General features: G+C 62.4%; 14 protein-coding genes. 6 read left to right on the top strand and 8 right to left on the bottom strand.

Translation table 11 applies throughout. The features are described 5' to 3' along the window. Positions 1-10: 10 nt before the first annotated feature. Positions 11-1540, bottom strand: coding sequence for a xanthine dehydrogenase small subunit (gene xdhA / locus SB772_RS14160; protein WP_410833867.1), 1530 nt, complete (start codon positions 1538-1540; stop codon positions 11-13). Positions 1541-1927: 387 nt separating this feature from the next. Between xdhA and SB772_RS14155 the strand changes: the two genes are divergently transcribed. After that, complete coding sequence (locus SB772_RS14155; protein WP_410833866.1) at positions 1928-3139, top strand: MFS transporter; 1212 nt, start codon at positions 1928-1930, stop codon at positions 3137-3139. A 66-nt stretch (positions 3140-3205) separates the two neighbouring features. On the opposite strand, the gene SB772_RS14150 is transcribed toward SB772_RS14155, so the two are convergent. From SB772_RS14150 to SB772_RS14140, 3 genes are all read right to left on the bottom strand, one after another. Next, positions 3206-4363, bottom strand: coding sequence for an acyltransferase family protein (locus tag SB772_RS14150; protein WP_410833865.1), 1158 nt, complete (start codon positions 4361-4363; stop codon positions 3206-3208). Between the two features lie 131 nt (positions 4364-4494). Further along, positions 4495-5718, bottom strand: a complete 1224-nt coding sequence (locus SB772_RS14145) for a pyridoxal-phosphate-dependent aminotransferase family protein (protein WP_410833864.1) — start codon at positions 5716-5718, stop codon at positions 4495-4497. Between the two features lie 121 nt (positions 5719-5839). After that, entirely contained in the window at positions 5840-6031 is a 192-nt protein-coding gene (locus tag SB772_RS14140; protein ID WP_410833863.1) for a hypothetical protein, read from the bottom strand. Between SB772_RS14140 and SB772_RS14135 the strand changes: the two genes are divergently transcribed. Continuing rightward, a complete protein-coding gene (locus SB772_RS14135; protein ID WP_410833862.1) occupies positions 6024-7022 on the top strand; it encodes a 2-hydroxyacid dehydrogenase in 999 nt (332 codons plus the stop codon). The genes SB772_RS14140 and SB772_RS14135 overlap by 8 nt on opposite strands. Before the next feature lie 182 nt (positions 7023-7204). Here SB772_RS14135 and SB772_RS14130 read toward each other — a convergent pair whose 3' ends face one another. Then, the gene (locus SB772_RS14130; protein WP_410833861.1) at positions 7205-7816 is read right to left on the bottom strand and encodes a plasmid fertility inhibition factor family protein; all 612 of its coding nucleotides are present in this window, start codon (positions 7814-7816) and stop codon (positions 7205-7207) included. A gap of 62 nt (positions 7817-7878) precedes the next feature. Between SB772_RS14130 and SB772_RS14125 the strand changes: the two genes are divergently transcribed. From SB772_RS14125 to SB772_RS14115, 3 genes are all read left to right on the top strand, one after another. Continuing rightward, complete coding sequence (locus tag SB772_RS14125; protein WP_410833860.1) at positions 7879-8703, top strand: crotonase/enoyl-CoA hydratase family protein; 825 nt, start codon at positions 7879-7881, stop codon at positions 8701-8703. Positions 8704-8998: 295 nt separating this feature from the next. Beyond that, on the top strand, positions 8999-10165 hold the full coding sequence (locus SB772_RS14120) for an MFS transporter (RefSeq protein ID WP_410833859.1): 1167 nt from the start codon (positions 8999-9001) through the stop codon (positions 10163-10165). A 151-nt stretch (positions 10166-10316) separates the two neighbouring features. After that, entirely contained in the window at positions 10317-12047 is a 1731-nt protein-coding gene (locus tag SB772_RS14115; protein ID WP_410833858.1) for a pyrrolo-quinoline quinone, read from the top strand. Positions 12048-12091: 44 nt separating this feature from the next. Here the strand turns inward: SB772_RS14115 and fahA are convergent, their stop codons facing one another. Together fahA and hmgA are read right to left on the bottom strand one after the other, a co-directional pair. Continuing rightward, positions 12092-13390, bottom strand: coding sequence for a fumarylacetoacetase (gene fahA / locus SB772_RS14110; protein WP_410833857.1), 1299 nt, complete (start codon positions 13388-13390; stop codon positions 12092-12094). Beyond that, positions 13387-14733: a homogentisate 1,2-dioxygenase gene (gene hmgA, locus SB772_RS14105; RefSeq protein WP_410833856.1), complete on the bottom strand. Its 1347-nt coding sequence runs from the start codon at positions 14731-14733 to the stop codon at positions 13387-13389. The genes fahA and hmgA overlap by 4 nt, the downstream gene beginning before the upstream one ends. A gap of 347 nt (positions 14734-15080) precedes the next feature. Between hmgA and SB772_RS14100 the strand changes: the two genes are divergently transcribed. Further along, complete coding sequence (locus SB772_RS14100) at positions 15081-15914, top strand: diguanylate phosphodiesterase (RefSeq protein ID WP_410834006.1); 834 nt, start codon at positions 15081-15083, stop codon at positions 15912-15914. Positions 15915-15980: 66 nt separating this feature from the next. On the opposite strand, the gene SB772_RS14095 is transcribed toward SB772_RS14100, so the two are convergent. After that, positions 15981-16766 (bottom strand): IclR family transcriptional regulator, encoded by a 786-nt coding sequence (locus tag SB772_RS14095; protein WP_410833855.1) that lies wholly within the window; start codon positions 16764-16766, stop codon positions 15981-15983. Between the last annotated feature and the right edge of the window lie 21 nt (positions 16767-16787).

Raw genomic sequence — 16787 nt, 5'->3', positions numbered from 1 at the left:
TTTGGGCTTCTCAGGCGTTGGCGCCGGCAGGCGCGCAGGCAGCGGCGACCGCGCGAACATCCAGCGCGCTCTTCGGCAGCGGATTGTTCGGACGCGTTTCGAGCCAGAAGCGGTACAGCGTGTTTTTGGCGGATTCGAGGCGATAGTGGCTGGTCGCGCGCATGTCGGAAAGCGGCGCGTAGTCGTCGCCGAGCGCGAGCATCGCGGCCTGCGCGGTGGCTTCGTGCCATTCGGCATCGCGCAGCACGGCCTCGGCGTGCGTCGCGCGCTTCGGCGTGGCGGCCATGCCACCGAAGGCGATGCGCGGCTCGCGGATCACGTGAGCGTCGGCGATGAACGAGAACGCAGCGCACACCGCCGAGATATCCGAGTCGAAGCGCTTCGAGAGTTTGTAGGTGCGGAATTGCAGATGCTTGCGTGCGCCGGTGCGCGTCGGCACCTTCAGCCCGACGACGAACTCGTGCTCCGCCATATCCTTCTTCTGATACGCGAGGTACAGATCTTCGAGCGGCATGTCGCGTTCGATCTCACCGCCGCGCACGATCACGCGCGCGCCGAGCGCGATCAGGCCGGGCATCGAATCGCCGATCGGCGAGCCGTTCGCGATATTGCCGCCGAGCGTGCCGGCATTGCGGATCGGCAGCGACGCGAAGCGTTGCCACATTTCGGTCAGCTCCGGATATTGCCTGGCAATTTCCGCGTACGCGCGTTCGACGGTGACGCCGGCGCCGATCTCGATCCAGTCGTCGCTGGTTTCGAGCTTTTGCAGCTCGGCGATCTGTCCCACGTAGACGATGTTGCCGAGTTCGCGCATCTGTTTGGTGACCCACAGGCCGATGTCGGTGCTACCGGCAAGAATCCGCGCGGCGGGTTCCGCTTCCTTGATCCTCGCGAGGGCTTCGACGGTGCGCGGCGCGTCGAACCGCTGGCCGGCGTGCTGGTAGTGGAACGTGTCCGTGCGTTCGAGTGTGGCGAGCGTCTTCGCCAGTGCTTCGACGTTGACCGGCGCTTTCGGCGCGGGCGCCTGGAACATGCGCACGGCCGCGTCGACGATCGGCCGGTAGCCCGTGCAGCGGCACAGATTGCCGGTCAGCGCGTTGCTGATCGCTTCACGCGACGGCACGGTTTTGTTCGCGCAGCTATGTTCGTGGCCGTGCTTTTCGTACAGCGACCACATCGACATGACGAAGCCCGGCGTGCAGAAACCGCACTGCGAGCCGTGACACTCGACCATCGCCTCCTGAACCGGGTGCAGCGAGCCGTCCGGCTGGCGCAGGTCTTCTACGGTGAAGAGCGCACGGCCGTCGAGCGTCGGCACGAACTGGATGCAGGCGTTGACCGCCTTGAAGTCGACGCCGCCCTTCTCATTGCGTTCGCCGACCACGACCGTGCACGCGCCGCAATCGCCTTCGGCGCAGCCTTCCTTGGTGCCGGTGCAATGCGCGTCCTCGCGCAGATACTGCAGGACCGTGCGGGTGACGGGCGCGTCCTCGATCTCGCGGATCGCGTTGCGGTGGTAGAAGCGAATCGGCTCAGTCATGTGTCGTTACTCTCGAATGTTCTGTGTCCATGGGACGTACTGCGGTGACGGTTCGAAAACTATCACCGTCAATAAATACAACCCATAGCGGGGATCGCATGCGGGACATATCCGCAAAACGATATAGAGAAGGATTTGCGGCGCAGCTGGCTTATGTTGACCCGCCTGTTTTGCCATACTTATTCAACTTTTGCTGATTTTTAGCCACGAACGCGTGGGAGCCCCTCGCGCTGGGGCGCAAAAGTCGGCGTGTGCCCGGCGAAAGCGGACCACTCTATCCATCTGGCACCGTTAATCGGGCAGTCAAGTTATTCAGCAGCCCCTGCAGGGGAATCGGTTCCATGGGAGAATCACGCGTTCCCGCCGTTTTCAAGTCTCGTTTTCCCCATGTCCACTGACTCAGCGACACCTCACAGCGAATTTGCGACGACCATGCAGATCATTCCGGTCGTTTTTTTCACGTTTCTTTGCTATCTGACGATCGGGATTCCGCTCGCCGTGCTGCCTGGTTATGTCCACGACGACCTTGGTTACAGCGCTGTGCTGGCCGGTCTGGCAATCAGCGTGCAGTACTTCGCGACGCTGGCAACGCGGCCGGTCGCCGGCCGCTCGGCTGACACGCTCGGGCCCAAGAAGACGGTGTCGATCGGCTTGCTCGGCTGCGCGGCGAGCGGCGTGCTGTTGCTGCTCGCGGTGCTTTGCGGACGATGGCCGGTACTGAGCCTGTCGATTCTCGCGCTGAGCCGCCTGCTGCTCGGTTTCGGCGAAAGCCTGTGCGGCACCGGTGCGATTCTGTGGGGTATCGGCCGGGTCGGCACCAGTAACAATGCGCGGGTGATTTCGTGGAATGGCATTGCGACTTATGGCGCGCTGGCAATCGGCGCGCCGCTGGGTGTCGCGATCTCGCACACGGTGGGGTTTGCGGCGTTGGGCATTGTGGTGATCGCGCTGGCCGCGCTCGGCTACTTCCTTGCTCGCCCAATGGCGTCGGTGCCGCTCGTGCATGGTGAGCGGATGTCGTACCGCAGTGTGTTCACGCGCGTATTGCCGCACGGGATTGGCCTCGCACTCGGGTCAGCAGGCTTTGGATCTATAGCGACGTTCATCACGCTGTTTTACGCGGCGCGGCATTGGCCGAATGCCGCGTTGTCGCTGACGGTATTCGGCACGCTGTTTATTGGCGCGCGGCTGTTGTTTGCCAATACGATCAAGACGTACGGCGGCTTTCGCGTCGCGATTGCGTCGTTTTCGTTCGAGTGCGTTGGCTTGCTGATGCTGTGGCTGGCGCCTGAACCTCACATTGCTCTTGCCGGGGCGGCGTTGACCGGATTTGGGTTTGCTTTGGTTTTCCCCGCTCTTGGGGTGGAAGCCGTCGGGCTTGTGCCGCCCGCTAGCCGCGGGGCTGCTTTGTCGGCTTACTCGGTGTTTCTCGATCTCTCGCTGGGGATTACTGGGCCGTTGGCCGGGTATATCGCTGGCGAATTCGGCTATGGATCGGTTTTTCTTTTTGCAGCTGTTGCCGCTGCCGCGGCGGTTGGGCTTTCTACTTTTCTCTATTTGCGCAATGCCAAGGTGACTAATTTGCCTGCGGCGCTGTGATTGTTCTGCTCTGATTCTGCTTTCCTGTTTTGCCGACGGCGAGCCGCGCCTGCGCTTGCCGCAACGTCATGCGGCCCGATCATGTAGCATCGTTGCCGGCCGTATTGACGGCGCGGTTGATAACCTCGCGCGGATCCGCCTCCGCATTGGCTCTTCAAAATACTTAAAGATCACGGCGCTCAGACCTATCACGAAGAGCATCGCAATCCATCCATTCGATTGCCCGAACCCGGCGATATGCGCCAGATGCGCTAACGGCACGTGAATGAGGTAGAGGGAATAGCTTGCTTCGCCGAGCAGAACCAGCCAACGTTGATTCAGGAGGCCAATGACTGGACGCTCCAATAGGACAAGGCCGAGTATGAGAGCGGCGAAGAACGGCGATTCCAGATAATACGCGGGCGACACAGGGCTAGTGATTGCCAGAACAACGATCGCAACAAGTGCCAAAGAAATCAGTAATAAGCCGCGAGAGTGGAGCGAGGTGCCGCGTGTGCGCAACGCGTCAAACTGGATCGCGGCGCATATGCCGACGACGAATTCGAACAGATGTGTAATTGGGAATTCGGCGACGAGAAAGCCGTGGCGGCTCGCTGGTAGCGCATGTTGTAGAAGCACGATCCACAGCCCCTGCAGTATCCAGAGTCCCGCACAAAGAAAGTACAACGCCCGCAACCGCATTGCTCCCAGCCTGCGAAGCAGCAGTGGAAACAACGCGTAGAAGAATGCTTCGCAGGAGATGCTCCATGAGGGTCCGTTCCATGGTTGATTAATTGCGGCAAACGGAAACCAGGCATTCAGCAAGAGCAGTTGGCAGATCAGGCTTACGGCGAGTGAGATATAAATCCAGTTCTTTAGCGCGTACCACTCGAGCAGGAGCGATGCATTTCCCGCATTAAGCAGATAAGCGGTGACGAGCGCCGACAGACACAGTGCAAGAAGCACAACCGGATAGATTCGGGCGAAGCGAGCGACATAGAAACGCATCGGGCCGCCCTCGGTACCAATCGTTTGCCGGTACGTATACGTCAGGATGAATCCGGAAAGCACGAAAAATAGTGAAACGGCGGGACGATCGCCGTCTACGAAATGGAAGATCCGCGTGGGCATGTTGAGTAAGCCCAACTCGGTGAAATGGGATAACACTACGGTCAAGGCAGCAAAAAAACGGATGCTGGTGAGCGCCGGTAGTACTCCGCCAGATTTGCTTGCCGTTTTGCTCATCCTGGCCCCCCGTCGTTTGCAGGGCATGGTAACAGTATCAGACAAGGCAGCTTCGGCGCGGCGTTGTTTGACTATTTTTTGGCGGTATTGGACCCGCAAAAAATCGTCGCTTTCGTTTTGCGTGAAACCCTCTACTTCCCTCCGGAAAGCTCACGCTCCAGGGCCGCCACGCCGGCTGGCAAATCGACCCCAACGCCAAGATCAACCATAGTCCTCCCAAGCGCGTGCAACGTCCGAAACAGGTTATGTTCGCGACACTGCTCTCCCATCTGCCCAATCCGAACAATCGGCAATCCGAAGGAACCAGATATTTCCACTTGATGCTGTCGCGAGATATGCGAGCAAACATCCCCTGGGCTCAGCCCGACGGGCACTTCAATCCCAACGACGGAGTTCAACCGGCAAGCCTTCGGCGCATAGAGTTGCAAGCCCAAAGCCGTTACTCCCTCCTGCAAGGCAATCGAACACTTCAAATGCCGCGCAAACCGCTTCTCCAAAGTCTCGGCACAAACCAGCCGCAAAGCCTCGTGCAAGGCCAGCACGCCCGACACAGGCGCCGTGTAGTGATAACCGGCGTTATGCCAGAAGTTCTCCGCTAGCGACGCATCCAGACACCAATGTGCATTAGGCGCCGTGCGCCCCTTAACCCGCTCCCAGGCAGCATCGGAAAACGCAATCAGCGACACGCCAGGAATCGACGACAACCCCTTCTGTCCGCCGGTAATCACAGCATCGATACCCCATGCATCCATCTCGAGCGGCATCGTGCTCAACGTGCACACCGCATCGACGATCACCAGCGCGCCCGCGGCTTTCGCCAACGCGGCAATGTCCTTCAAGTGATAATTCCACACCGTGTTGGACGTCTCGCCCTGCACCACCGTCACGATCTCCGGACGCTCACGACGGATCGCTTCGGCGACCTGGTCAAGGCTCGCCACCGAACGGTCGGCGACGTCCAACGTGCTCACCTGCGCGCCGACGCGTCGGCCCATCTCCGCCATCCGCTCGCTGAAAAAGCCGTTCTTGATGCTCAGCACTCGCGTGCCTTCCCACGCGAGATTGGAGATCGCCATTTCCATCGCGGCCGAACCCGGGCCCGCCACGCCGAGCACCCATTTCGAGTTCGTCTGGAACACGTAGCGCGCCATCGTCTTGACCTGGCCGATCACCTTCACCATCGTGCCGCCCAGGTGATTGATCACAATCGCGTTGGCCTTGGCGACGGCGGCGGGAATCGGCACGGGGCCGGCGCCCATCATCAGTAACGGCTCTTCGGGAAGGATGGCGTCGAGCGATTCGACAACCGGACAGGGCACTGAAAAGGAAGCGGAGGTAGATGATGAGGTCTGCATGATGGATACGTGAATGTCAGGACGCAAAGGAACAAACGGCCTCGCCAACAGTGACACTGGCGAGGCCGTCCGTTCGATCATTCACCGATCCGCGCGATTGCGCAAGTTTTTTGTCTATGCCTCATCGCCCGGAAACGTCGGCCAAAGTGCCGACCAGCACGCCGAGGCCGAGATAGACGAAGTCGGTTTTCCGGGTGGCGGTGAGCACATATTTGCCGCAACGGGCCGATATACTGATCTGCCGGCAGGCCATTGCGCCGTCAGTGCGCATCGCCAGCGCCGGCATGCATCCTTTGGAGCCTTCCATGCGCATGATCCTCTTCAGCAGCCGCCAATACGACAGTGACACATTCATCGAGGCAAACCACACGCATCGCTATGAACTGCATTTCCAGGAATCGCACCTCGATATCGAAACAGCGATCCTCGCGCAGGGCTATGAAGTGGTATGCCCGTTCGTCAACGACAACGTCGACGGCGCCGTGCTGGAACGCCTGCATGCCGGCGGCACGCGCCTGATCGCGCTGCGCTCGGCGGGCTTCAATCACGTGGATCTGGCAGCGGCTGAACGTCTCGGCATCACGGTCGTGCGGGTGCCGGCCTACTCTCCGCACGCCGTCGCCGAGCATGCGGTCGGCCTGATTCTCGCGCTGAACCGGCGGCTGCCGCGCGCAGTCGCGCGCACGCGCGAAGGCGACTTCTCCCTGCACGGGCTGCTCGGCTTCGATCTGCACGGCAAGACAGTGGGCGTGATCGGCACGGGCATGATCGGCCGCGTGTTCGGCCGCATCATGGCGGGCTTCGGCATGCAGGTGCTCGCGCACGATCCCGGCACGCCGGCCGAAGACCTGCTTGCGCTCGGCGCTCGCTACGTGCCGCTCGACACCCTGTTGGCGCAAGCCGACGTCGTCAGCCTGCATTGTCCGTTGGTGCCGGGCACGTACCATCTGATCGACGGCAGCGCGCTGGCGAAGATGAAACGCGGCGCGATGCTGATCAACACCGGGCGCGGCGGCCTCGTCGAAAGCAATGCGCTGATCGGCGCATTGAAGGACGGGCAGCTCGGCCATCTCGGGCTCGACGTGTACGAGGAAGAAGGCGGCCTGTTTTTTGAAGACCACTCGAACCTGCCGTTGCAGGATGACGTGCTGGCCCGTCTGTTGATGTTTCCGAACGTGATCGTCACCGCGCATCAGGCGTTTTTCACGCGCGAGGCGATGAACGAGATCGCGCAGACCACGCTCGATAATGTCGCCGCATGGCAGGCGGGTACATCGCGCAATGCAGTGCGGACGCGCGGGTAGGGACGGCTGGATCGGCGCCCGCCAGCTTGGCGCCCCAGGCTTGGCGCCCTTGGCCATGCTCCCTCACAGCTTGGCGCCCCAGGCTTGGCGCCCTTGGCCATGCTCCCTCACAGCTAAGCGCCCCGGCTCGGGGCGGCCGGATCGGCGAGCCCAGCCAGGCGTCCCCAGCTAAGCGCCCCTGGCTAGGCGCCCCCCTCCATCGTGGTCGAGCGAATCGCCGTGCGGGCGTCGTCCGCCGCGCCGCAGACTTCGCGCAGCAACGCCACCTCGCGCTCGTGCACTTCCACCGGAAACCAGCGCGCGCCCGCGTCGGCCAGATAGCGCGCGCGATGCTGGCCATTGCGAAACGCCACCACGCCTTCACGCTCGAGACCCATCCAGCCCAACAAACCCGGCGCGCGACGCGTCGTGATCGTCACGTACGGCATCTGCGGAATGCGCGGGTTGTCCGGGTCGAGAAACTCGCGAATGCCGCGCATCTTCCCCGAATGCCATTCGGCAACAGGCTTCAACACGTAGTCGGTGTCGTCGCGATCCGCACACGCCAGCAGCTTGCGCGCGTCGACCAACACCACTTGATGCCGCGTATCGTCGGTGACGAAGACGCGCTTGAGACGCACATGGTCGTACCATGGATGATCATGCAGAGGCACGATCCAGACCGGCTCGGCGTAGGCCGGCGCGGCAAAGGACGATGGATTGGACGAATGCAAAGGCCGGCTCGATAAGCCAGCGCGCACGCGCCAGCAGGTTAAAAGAGCGCCTAAGCTACGAGTCGATTGTGAAAGAAGCATGACAAGCCTATGTATTAATCACCCGGCATCGGCGGGTGCCCGCAGGTCTTACGGAAACGACGATGATATCCACCCAAAATTTCAATGAACACGTGCGTATCGAAGCCGATGAGGCCACCGGCGTCGCCACCATCGTGCTCGATCGTCCGGCACGGCGTAATGCTGTCGACCGCCCTACCGCCGATGCGCTCAGCGCCGCCTTCCGCCGCTTCGAAGCTGAGCCGGCGTGGCGTGCGGCGGTGCTGTTCGGCGCGGGCGGCACTTTCTGCGCCGGCGCGGACCTCACCGCGCTCGCCGACGACACGCGCCGCAACGAACTGCACGCCGACGGCAGCGGCCCCGGCCCGATGGGACCGACGCGCATGGTTTTCAGCAAACCGGTGATCGCCGCGATTGCCGGATACGCCGTGGCGGGCGGCCTGGAACTGGCGGCGCTGTGCGATCTACGCGTGGTCGAAGAAGACGCGGTGCTCGGCGTGTTCTGCCGGCGCGTGGGGATTCCGCTGATCGACGGCGGCACGATCCGTCTGCCGCGCCTGATCGGGCTCTCGCGAGCGCTGGACCTGATTCTGACCGGCCGCGCCGTGAACGCGCAGGAAGCGCTCAGCTTTGGCCTCGCCAACCGCATCGTGCGCACAGGCGAGGCGCGCGCGGCCGCCGAACAGTTGGCCGCCGGACTGGCGGCGTTTCCGCAAGCGGCGTTGCTGGCCGACCGGCGCTCCGCGCTCGAGAACAGCATGCTCGACGATCTCGCCGACGCGCTGCGGCGCGAAGGCGCCGGCGGCTATCAGGCGGTGTTCGACGAAGGCGTCGCGGGCGCCACCCGTTTTGCCGATGGAGCCGGCCGCCACGGCGACACGCTCGGCCCCGGCGGCAGCGCTCGCTGACGCCGGCTGACCGTCGCTGCTCCTCGCTGCTCCTTGCTGCCCCTCGCTGACCGTCGCCAAACCGCCGTCAATCCCTCGCCAAACCGCCGCCAATCCCTCGCCAAAGCGTCGGCAAAGCCCGTCCCGCCGCGCCTTTCAACGAAAAACAACACTCCGCTCGGCGCTCAGCAAAGCCGTTTTGACTTAGGTAGAATCCCCTACTGTTTACCCCTTGCACGGCGCATGCGCTCTTCGCCCCGAAAACGCGCGCCTGCCGCGTGACGCTCCCCGTCACGCCGATTCTCGCTCCGCCACCATGCCTTTACCCCTGCTCGCCCTCGCCGTCGCCGCCTTTGGAATCGGTACCACTGAATTCGTGATCATGGGGTTGCTGCCCGATGTCGCGCGTGACCTGGCGGTGTCGATCCCGGCTGCCGGCATGCTGGTGTCGGCCTACGCGCTCGGCGTCACGATCGGCGCGCCGATCGTCGCGATCGCGGTGGCGAACATGCCGCGCAAGAAGGCGCTGATGAGTCTGATCGGCGTGTTCATCGTCGGTAATCTGCTGTGTGCGATCGCCCCGGGCTACGCGGTGCTGATGGCCGCGCGCATCGTCACGGCGTTCTGCCACGGCGCGTTCTTCGGCATCGGTTCGGTGGTCGCCGCCGGGCTGGTCGCGCCGAACCGCCGCGCACAAGCAATCGCGCTGATGTTCACCGGCCTCACGCTCGCCAACGTGCTCGGCGTGCCGCTCGGCACCGCGCTCGGCCAGGCGGTCGGCTGGCGCGCGACCTTCTGGGCGGTCACCGGCATCGGCATTCTCGCCGCGCTCGCGCTCGCCGTGTGTCTGCCGGCAAAGATCGAGATGCAGAAGGCCAGCCTCGTGCGCGAATTCAGCGTGTTGAAAAATCCGCAGGTGCTGATGGTGCTCGGCATCAGCGTGCTCGCGTCGGCCAGCCTCTTTTCGACCTTCACGTACATCACGCCGATTCTCGAAGACGTGACCGGCTTCACGCCGCATGCGGTCACGCTGGTGCTGCTGCTGTTCGGCCTCGGCCTGACGGTCGGCAGCACGCTCGGCGGCAAGCTGGCGGACTGGCGGCTGATGCCGTCGCTGGTGGCGTTTTTGCTGGCAATCGTTGTAATTCTCACCATCTTCGCCGGCACGATGCACGCGGAGATTCCGGCGATGATCACGATCTTCGTGTGGGGCATTCTGGCTTTCGCGATCGTGCCGCCGCTACAAATGCTGATCGTCGATCGCGCGAGCCATGCGCCGAATCTGGCATCGACCTTGAATCAGGGCGCATTCAACCTCGGCAATGCGACGGGTGCATGGCTCGGCGGCATGGCGATCGGCGCGGGCGCGCCGCTGACTACCTTGCCGTGGGTCGGCGTAGCGACCTCGATCGGCGCGCTGGGTTTGACGCTGTGGTCGGTGTCGATCGACCGGCGTACGCAACGGATGGCCGTGCCTGGTTAAGAGCACCGCCGCGCGATCGGATGACGCTCCGGCACTGATTTTTGGCGCGTTCGCCAGCACACTTGATGCTACCTTTAATGCCACATTGCACGGCGCTTCGCTGGTGTGGCCGATCTCTCATGGCGTGGACGCCGGCAATGGGGAGAACGCCATGCAAACTCTGCCCATTTCGCGCCGTTTTTACCTGCTGAGCGCGCTGATTTTATGCGCCGTGCTCTTCTTGAGTTGCGGCGGGGGCGGTGGGACTTCAGGCACGGCCAGTAGCGGCTCAGGGGGCGCAACAACCGGAACGGGAAGCGGCGGCACAACCGGCGGGACCGGAAGCACGGGCGGTACAGGCAGTTCGTCAGGCGGCACCGCGATGTCCGCGGCCGGCGACGTCGTGACCTACCACAACGACATTGCGCGCACCGGCCAGAACCTCAACGAAACCATCCTCACGCCGGCGAACGTCAACGCGACGACGTTCGGCAAGGTCGGCTTCTTTACGGTCGACGGCAAGGTGGATGGGCAGCCGCTTTTCGTCGGCTCGCTGGCCATTGCCGGTGGTACGCATAACGTGCTGTACGTCGTAACCGAACACGACAGCGTGTTTGCATTCGATGCCGACACCGGCGCGCGACTGTGGACGGTGTCGGCACTCGGCGCCGGCGAAACACCGAGCAACGACCTCGGTTGCCCCCAGATCACGCCTGAGATCGGCATCACGTCGACGCCGGTCATCGACCGCTCACGCGGCGCGCATGGCACGATCTTTGTCGTCGCGATGACGAAGGATTCCGGCGGCGGCTACCACCAGCGCGTACATGCACTCGACCTCGCGACCGGCGCCGAACTGCTGAACGGGCCGACCGAAGTCACGGCATCGTATCCGGGTACCGGTGCGAACAGTTCGAACGGCCGCGTCGTGTTCGCGCCGTCGTCTTATGCCGAACGCGCGGGGTTGCTGCTGCTCAACGGCGTCATCTACACGACGTGGACCTCGCATTGCGACCAGGGCGCGTACACCGGCTGGATCATCGGCTACAGCGCCGACACGTTGCAGCAGACCTCCGTACTCAACGTCACGCCGAATGGTTCGGACGGTTCAGTCTGGATGAGCGGCGCCGGCCCGGCATCGGACGGCTCGTCGATTTATCTGCTCGACGCGAACGGCACGTTCGATACCGCCTTGAACGCGAGCGGCTTTCCTGCACAAGGCGACTTCGGCAATACGTATCTGAAACTCGGCACGGCTGGCGGGCTGTCGGTCGCGGATTATTTCGCAATGTCGAATATTGTTCAGGAGTCCAACGTCGATGAGGATCTGGGCTCGGGTGGCGCGCTCGTGTTGCCGGATCTCGCGGACGCGAGCGGCGGCGTTCATCACCTCACCTTGGGAACGGGTAAGGACGACATCATTTATGTGCTCAATCGTGACTCGATGGGAAAATTCAATGCTGGCGGCGACAACATCTATCAGGAGATTCCTGCGCAGTTGAGCGGCGGCGAATTTGGCATGCCGGCCTATTTCAACAATACGGTTTATTTTGGCTCCGTCAGCGATCATTTGAAGGCATTCACGATTACCAATGCGAGGTTGTCCGCAACGCCTTCGAGTCAGACCGCCATGACTTTTGTTTATCCCGGGACGACGCCGAGCGTATCGGCCAATGGGTCTGCTAACGGTATTGTGTGGGCGGCCGAGAATGGCAACGTTGCGGCGTTGCATGCGTTTGATCCCGGCAATCTCGCCACCGAGCTGTACAACAGCAATCAGATGGGTACGCGTGACCAGTTCGGGGCGGGGAATAAGTTCATCACGCCGATGATCGCTAATGGGAAGGTTTATGTCGGGACCACGAATGGCGTCGCTGTTTTTGGTCTTCTGACCAAGGGTTGATGTTTGAATGCATGCGGTGGCTCAACACCGCATGCATTCAAACATTACAGCGTCGCAGGCAAAATCTCCCCTACGCACGTGCCAAAGCCGATTCGATATCCATCGCCCTGGCACCATCCGGCCAGCGTCAGTTCGTCACCATCCTCGATGAACGCGCGCGTGCCGCCTTCCTTCAGCTCCAGCGGTTTCTTCGCATTCCACGTCAGTTCGAGCAGGCTGCCAAACGAATCTTCAGTCGGACCACTGATCGTCCCCGAACCCATCAGATCGCCAACCCGCGTATTGCACCCCGATACGGTGTGATGCGCGAGCTGCTGCGCCATCGTCCAGTACATGTGCCTGAAATTGGTCCGCGCAATCGTGCTCGCCTGCTTCGCGTGTTGTGGCCGCAGTTGAACCTCCAGCGAGATATCAAAAGCATGCTTACCGTCGTGACGCAGATACGCCAAAGGCTGCGGCTCCTGCGCCGGCTGCGCAACGCGGAACGGTTCGAGCGCGTCGAGCGTCACGATCCACGGCGAAATCGTGGTCGCGAAGGTCTTCGCGTTGAACGGGCCGAGCGGCACGTATTCCCATTGCTGGATATCGCGCGCGCTCCAGTCGTTCAGCAGCACCATGCCGAAGATGTGCGCCTCGGCGTCGGCGCATGCAATCGGCTCACCGAGGTCGTTGCCCCGGCCGATCACGAAACCCGTCTCCAGCTCGATATCCAGCTTGCGGCACGCACCGAACACCGGACGCTCCTGATCGGGCAGCTTCAATTGACCGTTGGGACGGCGCACCGGCGTGCCGCTCACCACCACCGACGAAGCGCGTCCGTTGTAGCCGATCGGCATCTCCGACCAGTTCGGCAGCAGCGCATTCTTCGGATCGCGGAACATCGAACCGACGTTGGTCGCGTGTTCCTTCGACGAATAGAAATCCGTGTAGCCGGGAATCTGCACCGGCAGATGCAGTTGCGCGTCGGCCTGACGCACCAGCACCTTTGAACGCAACGCAGCATCGTCGCGCAAGGTCGCGGTGTCGCGCGCCAGCAGGATGCTCAACTGGATGCGCACGCTGCGCCATGCATCGCGGCCGAGCGAGATGAAATCGTTGAGCGTGTCGCGGGCAAACACGCCCTCCTTCGACACGTTCAGCAAACTTGCCGCTTGCAGCGCCGCCAGATCGACGATCTCGTCGCCGATCGCCACGCCCACGCGGCGCGCGGCATTGTTCCGGTCGCTGAAAACACCGAACGGCAGATTCTGAATCGAAAAATCGTTAGTCGAATCGTTCGCCGATTCGATCCAGCTCTTGCGCGACGGATCGAGCGTCGCCTGAAGATCGCTCAATGCGTTCATCGTTGCTCCGGTTTGAAATGTTTCTTGAGACCTTGCCAGCACTCGTAGTAATCCGCCTGCAATTGCGCGGTTTCGAGCGCGAAACGGGTCGGCTTGATCAGTGCGCGGGTTTCGAACATGAAGGCCATCGTGTCGTCGACTTTCTTCGGCGTCGACGTATCGCTATGCGAAGCTTTCTCGAAGGTGTCCGCGTCCGGGCCGTGACCCGACATGCAGTTGTGCAGACTCGCGCCGCCCGGCACGAAACCCTCGGCCTTCGCGTCGTACACGCCATGCACCAGCCCCATGAATTCACTCGCGACGTTACGATGGAACCAGGGCGGGCGGAAGGTATCTTCGGCAGCGAGCCAGCGCGGCGGGAAAATCACGAAGTCGATCGTATCGACGCCCGGCGTGTCGCTTTGCGATTGCAGCACGAGGAAGATCGACGGATCCGGATGATCGAAGCTGATCGAGCCGATCGTGTTGAAGCGGCGCAGGTCGTACTTGTACGGCGCGTAATTGCCGTGCCACGCCACCACGTCGAGCGGCGAATGACCGATGTCCGCGCGCCACAGAATGCCGTTCATCTTCGCGACGAGTTCGAAGTCGCCTTCGCGGTCTTCGTAGGCAGCGTGCGGGCTCAGGAAGTCGCGCGGATTGGCGAGGCCGTTCGAGCCGATCGGGCCGAGATCCGGCAGACGCAGCAGCGCGCCGAAGTTCTCGCAGATGTAGCCGCGCGCCGCGCCGTCCGGCAAGCTCACCGCAAAGCGCACGCCACGCGGGATCACCGCGATTTCGAACGGCTCGACATCGAGCCGGCCGAGCTCGGTCGCGATATGCAGGCGCCCTTCCTGCGGCACGATCAGCAGCTCGCCATCCGCGCTGTAGAAGAAGCGGTCCTTCATCGACCGGTTTGCCGCGTACAGATGAATCGCGCAACCGTTCATCGCTTCCGCCGAACCGTTGCCCGCCATCGTTACCCAGCCGTCGACGAAATCGGTCGGCTCGGTCGGCATCGGCAAGGCGTCCCAGCGCAACTGATTCGGCGGCGTCGGCGGCACGTCGGCGAAGTTGGCGACGAGCCGCGCCGACGGTAGCGGCGTGAACGGCTTATGCATCGCGGCCGGACGAATCCGGTACAGCCACGAACGGCGGTTATGGCCGCGCGGCGCGGTGAACGCGGTGCCCGACAGTTGTTCGGCATACAGGCCATAGGCCGCGCGCTGCGGCGAATTGCGGCCTTCGGGTAGCGCGCCCGGCAATGCCTCCGTGGCGAATTCGTTCGCGAAACCCGACTGATAGCCCGGCTCGATTTCAAGCCGCGAACTGGCGGTATTCGGCCTACGTGTTTGGGTGTCCATACAAGGTTCTCCGTTGATACCTGAGGTGCCGACGTGGGCGGTCTACGTCAGGCCGTCTGCGGCGCCGCTGGAGCGCGTTGCCGCATCGCGCCGGCCAGAGCGACCACCTACCGCAGCGGCACAGCAATTTACGTATGGTAAAACTAATTACGTATTGTGAAATTAACGTATACCCTGAATGACCCGCTCGAAAGCCGGAGCGGCCCGTCGCACAAGCGTTCGGCCGATAACGTTATGAGCATTTTGTTCATGTACGCGCGGTGCGGACTGCTACCATCATGAGATGCGGCAATCGAGTCGCGTTGCCGGGCGCCGCGCGCGCACCTACTGCCATCTATCCGCCTTTCATGATTCCGCCGACCATCCCCAACCTCATTGCCCGCGCCGCCGATCACCCGTTTCTCGGCGAACATCTGGCGATGGGAACAGGCGTACATAGCGAAACCGCGCTGGCCGAATTCGGCGGCATCGAACTCGGCAGCGGGTATGAGCCGATCTTCGATATCAGCGTGCATTCGTTGGCGCAGTCGCTTTCGTCGGGTGCTGAAGGCGTGGATCGTTTCGGCGATGAACTGGGCTTTCAGGCAGTCACGCGGCGTCTCGACGGCGAACCGTTCGACATCTTCGATCCATTCGAGCGCATTGCCGACGATCAGGAACTGGTCGCACTCGACCGCATGTCACGCGCTCTGCACGCAATCAATTTCTTCGGCGCGCAGCGGCATGGACTGCTGTTTCTGCGCGTGCATGAGCGCTTGCTGAAGAGTGTGAAGTACGACCACGGACGGCATTTCTCGAGCGTGCTGGTGTCGTTCGGGCTGAATCCGTCGCGCGTGGTGATCGAGTTGCCGGCGGCGGCGGTCGCGCACAAGACCTTTCTCGGCTATCTGACCAAGAGCTATCAGCGCTATGGTTTCAAGGTGGCGGGCAATCTGTCGAACGCGGGGCAGATTCTGTCGGTGTCCGATACGGCGCGGCTCGACTTCATCAAGATGGATGCGGCGAATGCGCTGCGCGACTCGACGGTGAAGCCGCTAGTCGGCTATGCGAGCCGGCTGCGGATTCCGCTGATCTTCAACCGCGTGATGGATGGGGCGCAGTTCGATGCGCTGCAACAGTACGATGTGCGCTTCGTGCAAGGGCCGTTGTTCAACGCGCATTATCACGATCGGGCGGCTTGAGGCTTTGCGTTGCCGCAGCGTTTTGGTTTGAGTTTGAGTTTTGAAGGCAGCTTCTCACATCGCACTTCAACCCGTATCGCCCAATCGCCGCGCCAGTGCTTTCAGGCGCGGCGCCACGTTTTCCCGAAACACTTCCGCTCCCATCGACGACGCCGGTCCGCTGCAACTGAGCACCAGCCAGCGGCCTTCGCGCGGCTCGCGAAACGGCACCGCCACCGCGTTCACATCGTCGTGCCACGCGCGAAACGAAAAACAGCAGCGCTCCCGCGCGAAGGCTTCGATCTCGACTTCAGCATCGGCCACTAACGCCGGGCCGTCTTTGCCCGCTGCCTTTTTCAGTTCGGCCAGCAAGGCCGCGCGCACGTCGGCAGGCTGTACGGCGAGATACGCGCGCCCCATTGAACTCGTCAACATCGACAGCTTCGAACCGGACGCGAGCCCGAGCGTCAGCGCGGTTTCGCTGCGGATGGTGTCGAGATAGATCATGTCGAGGCCGTCGCGGCAACCGAGCGACACCGCCGCGCCCACTTCGCGTGCGAACGTTCGCATGTGCGGGCGCGCGAGTTCGAGCGTATCGGTGCCCGACAACAGCGCGAAACCGAGCGACAGCACACCGGCATCGAGCGCATATTTGCCGAGCGTTTCGTCCAGGCGCAGATAACCGAGCACGGTCAGCGTGTAGGCCAAACGGTTGACGGTCGCCTTCGGCAAGCCGGTGCGTTCGACGAAATCGCGATTGCCGAGCATCGTTTCGCCCGGCTTGAACGCACGCAGCAGATCCAGTCCACGTGCGAGGGCGACGACGAATTTGCGCTCGTCGAGCGATTCGGAGAAAGTGGATACGGGCGTCATGAGGTGGTACACTCGGTCGTG

Origin of the sequence: Paraburkholderia sp. SIMBA_030, assembly GCF_046535245.1 — a bacterium.
In the GTDB taxonomy this organism is placed as follows: domain Bacteria; phylum Pseudomonadota; class Gammaproteobacteria; order Burkholderiales; family Burkholderiaceae; genus Paraburkholderia.
The sequence above is the reverse complement of the archived record's forward strand: the minus strand, read 5'-3'. Positions and strand labels throughout refer to the sequence as shown.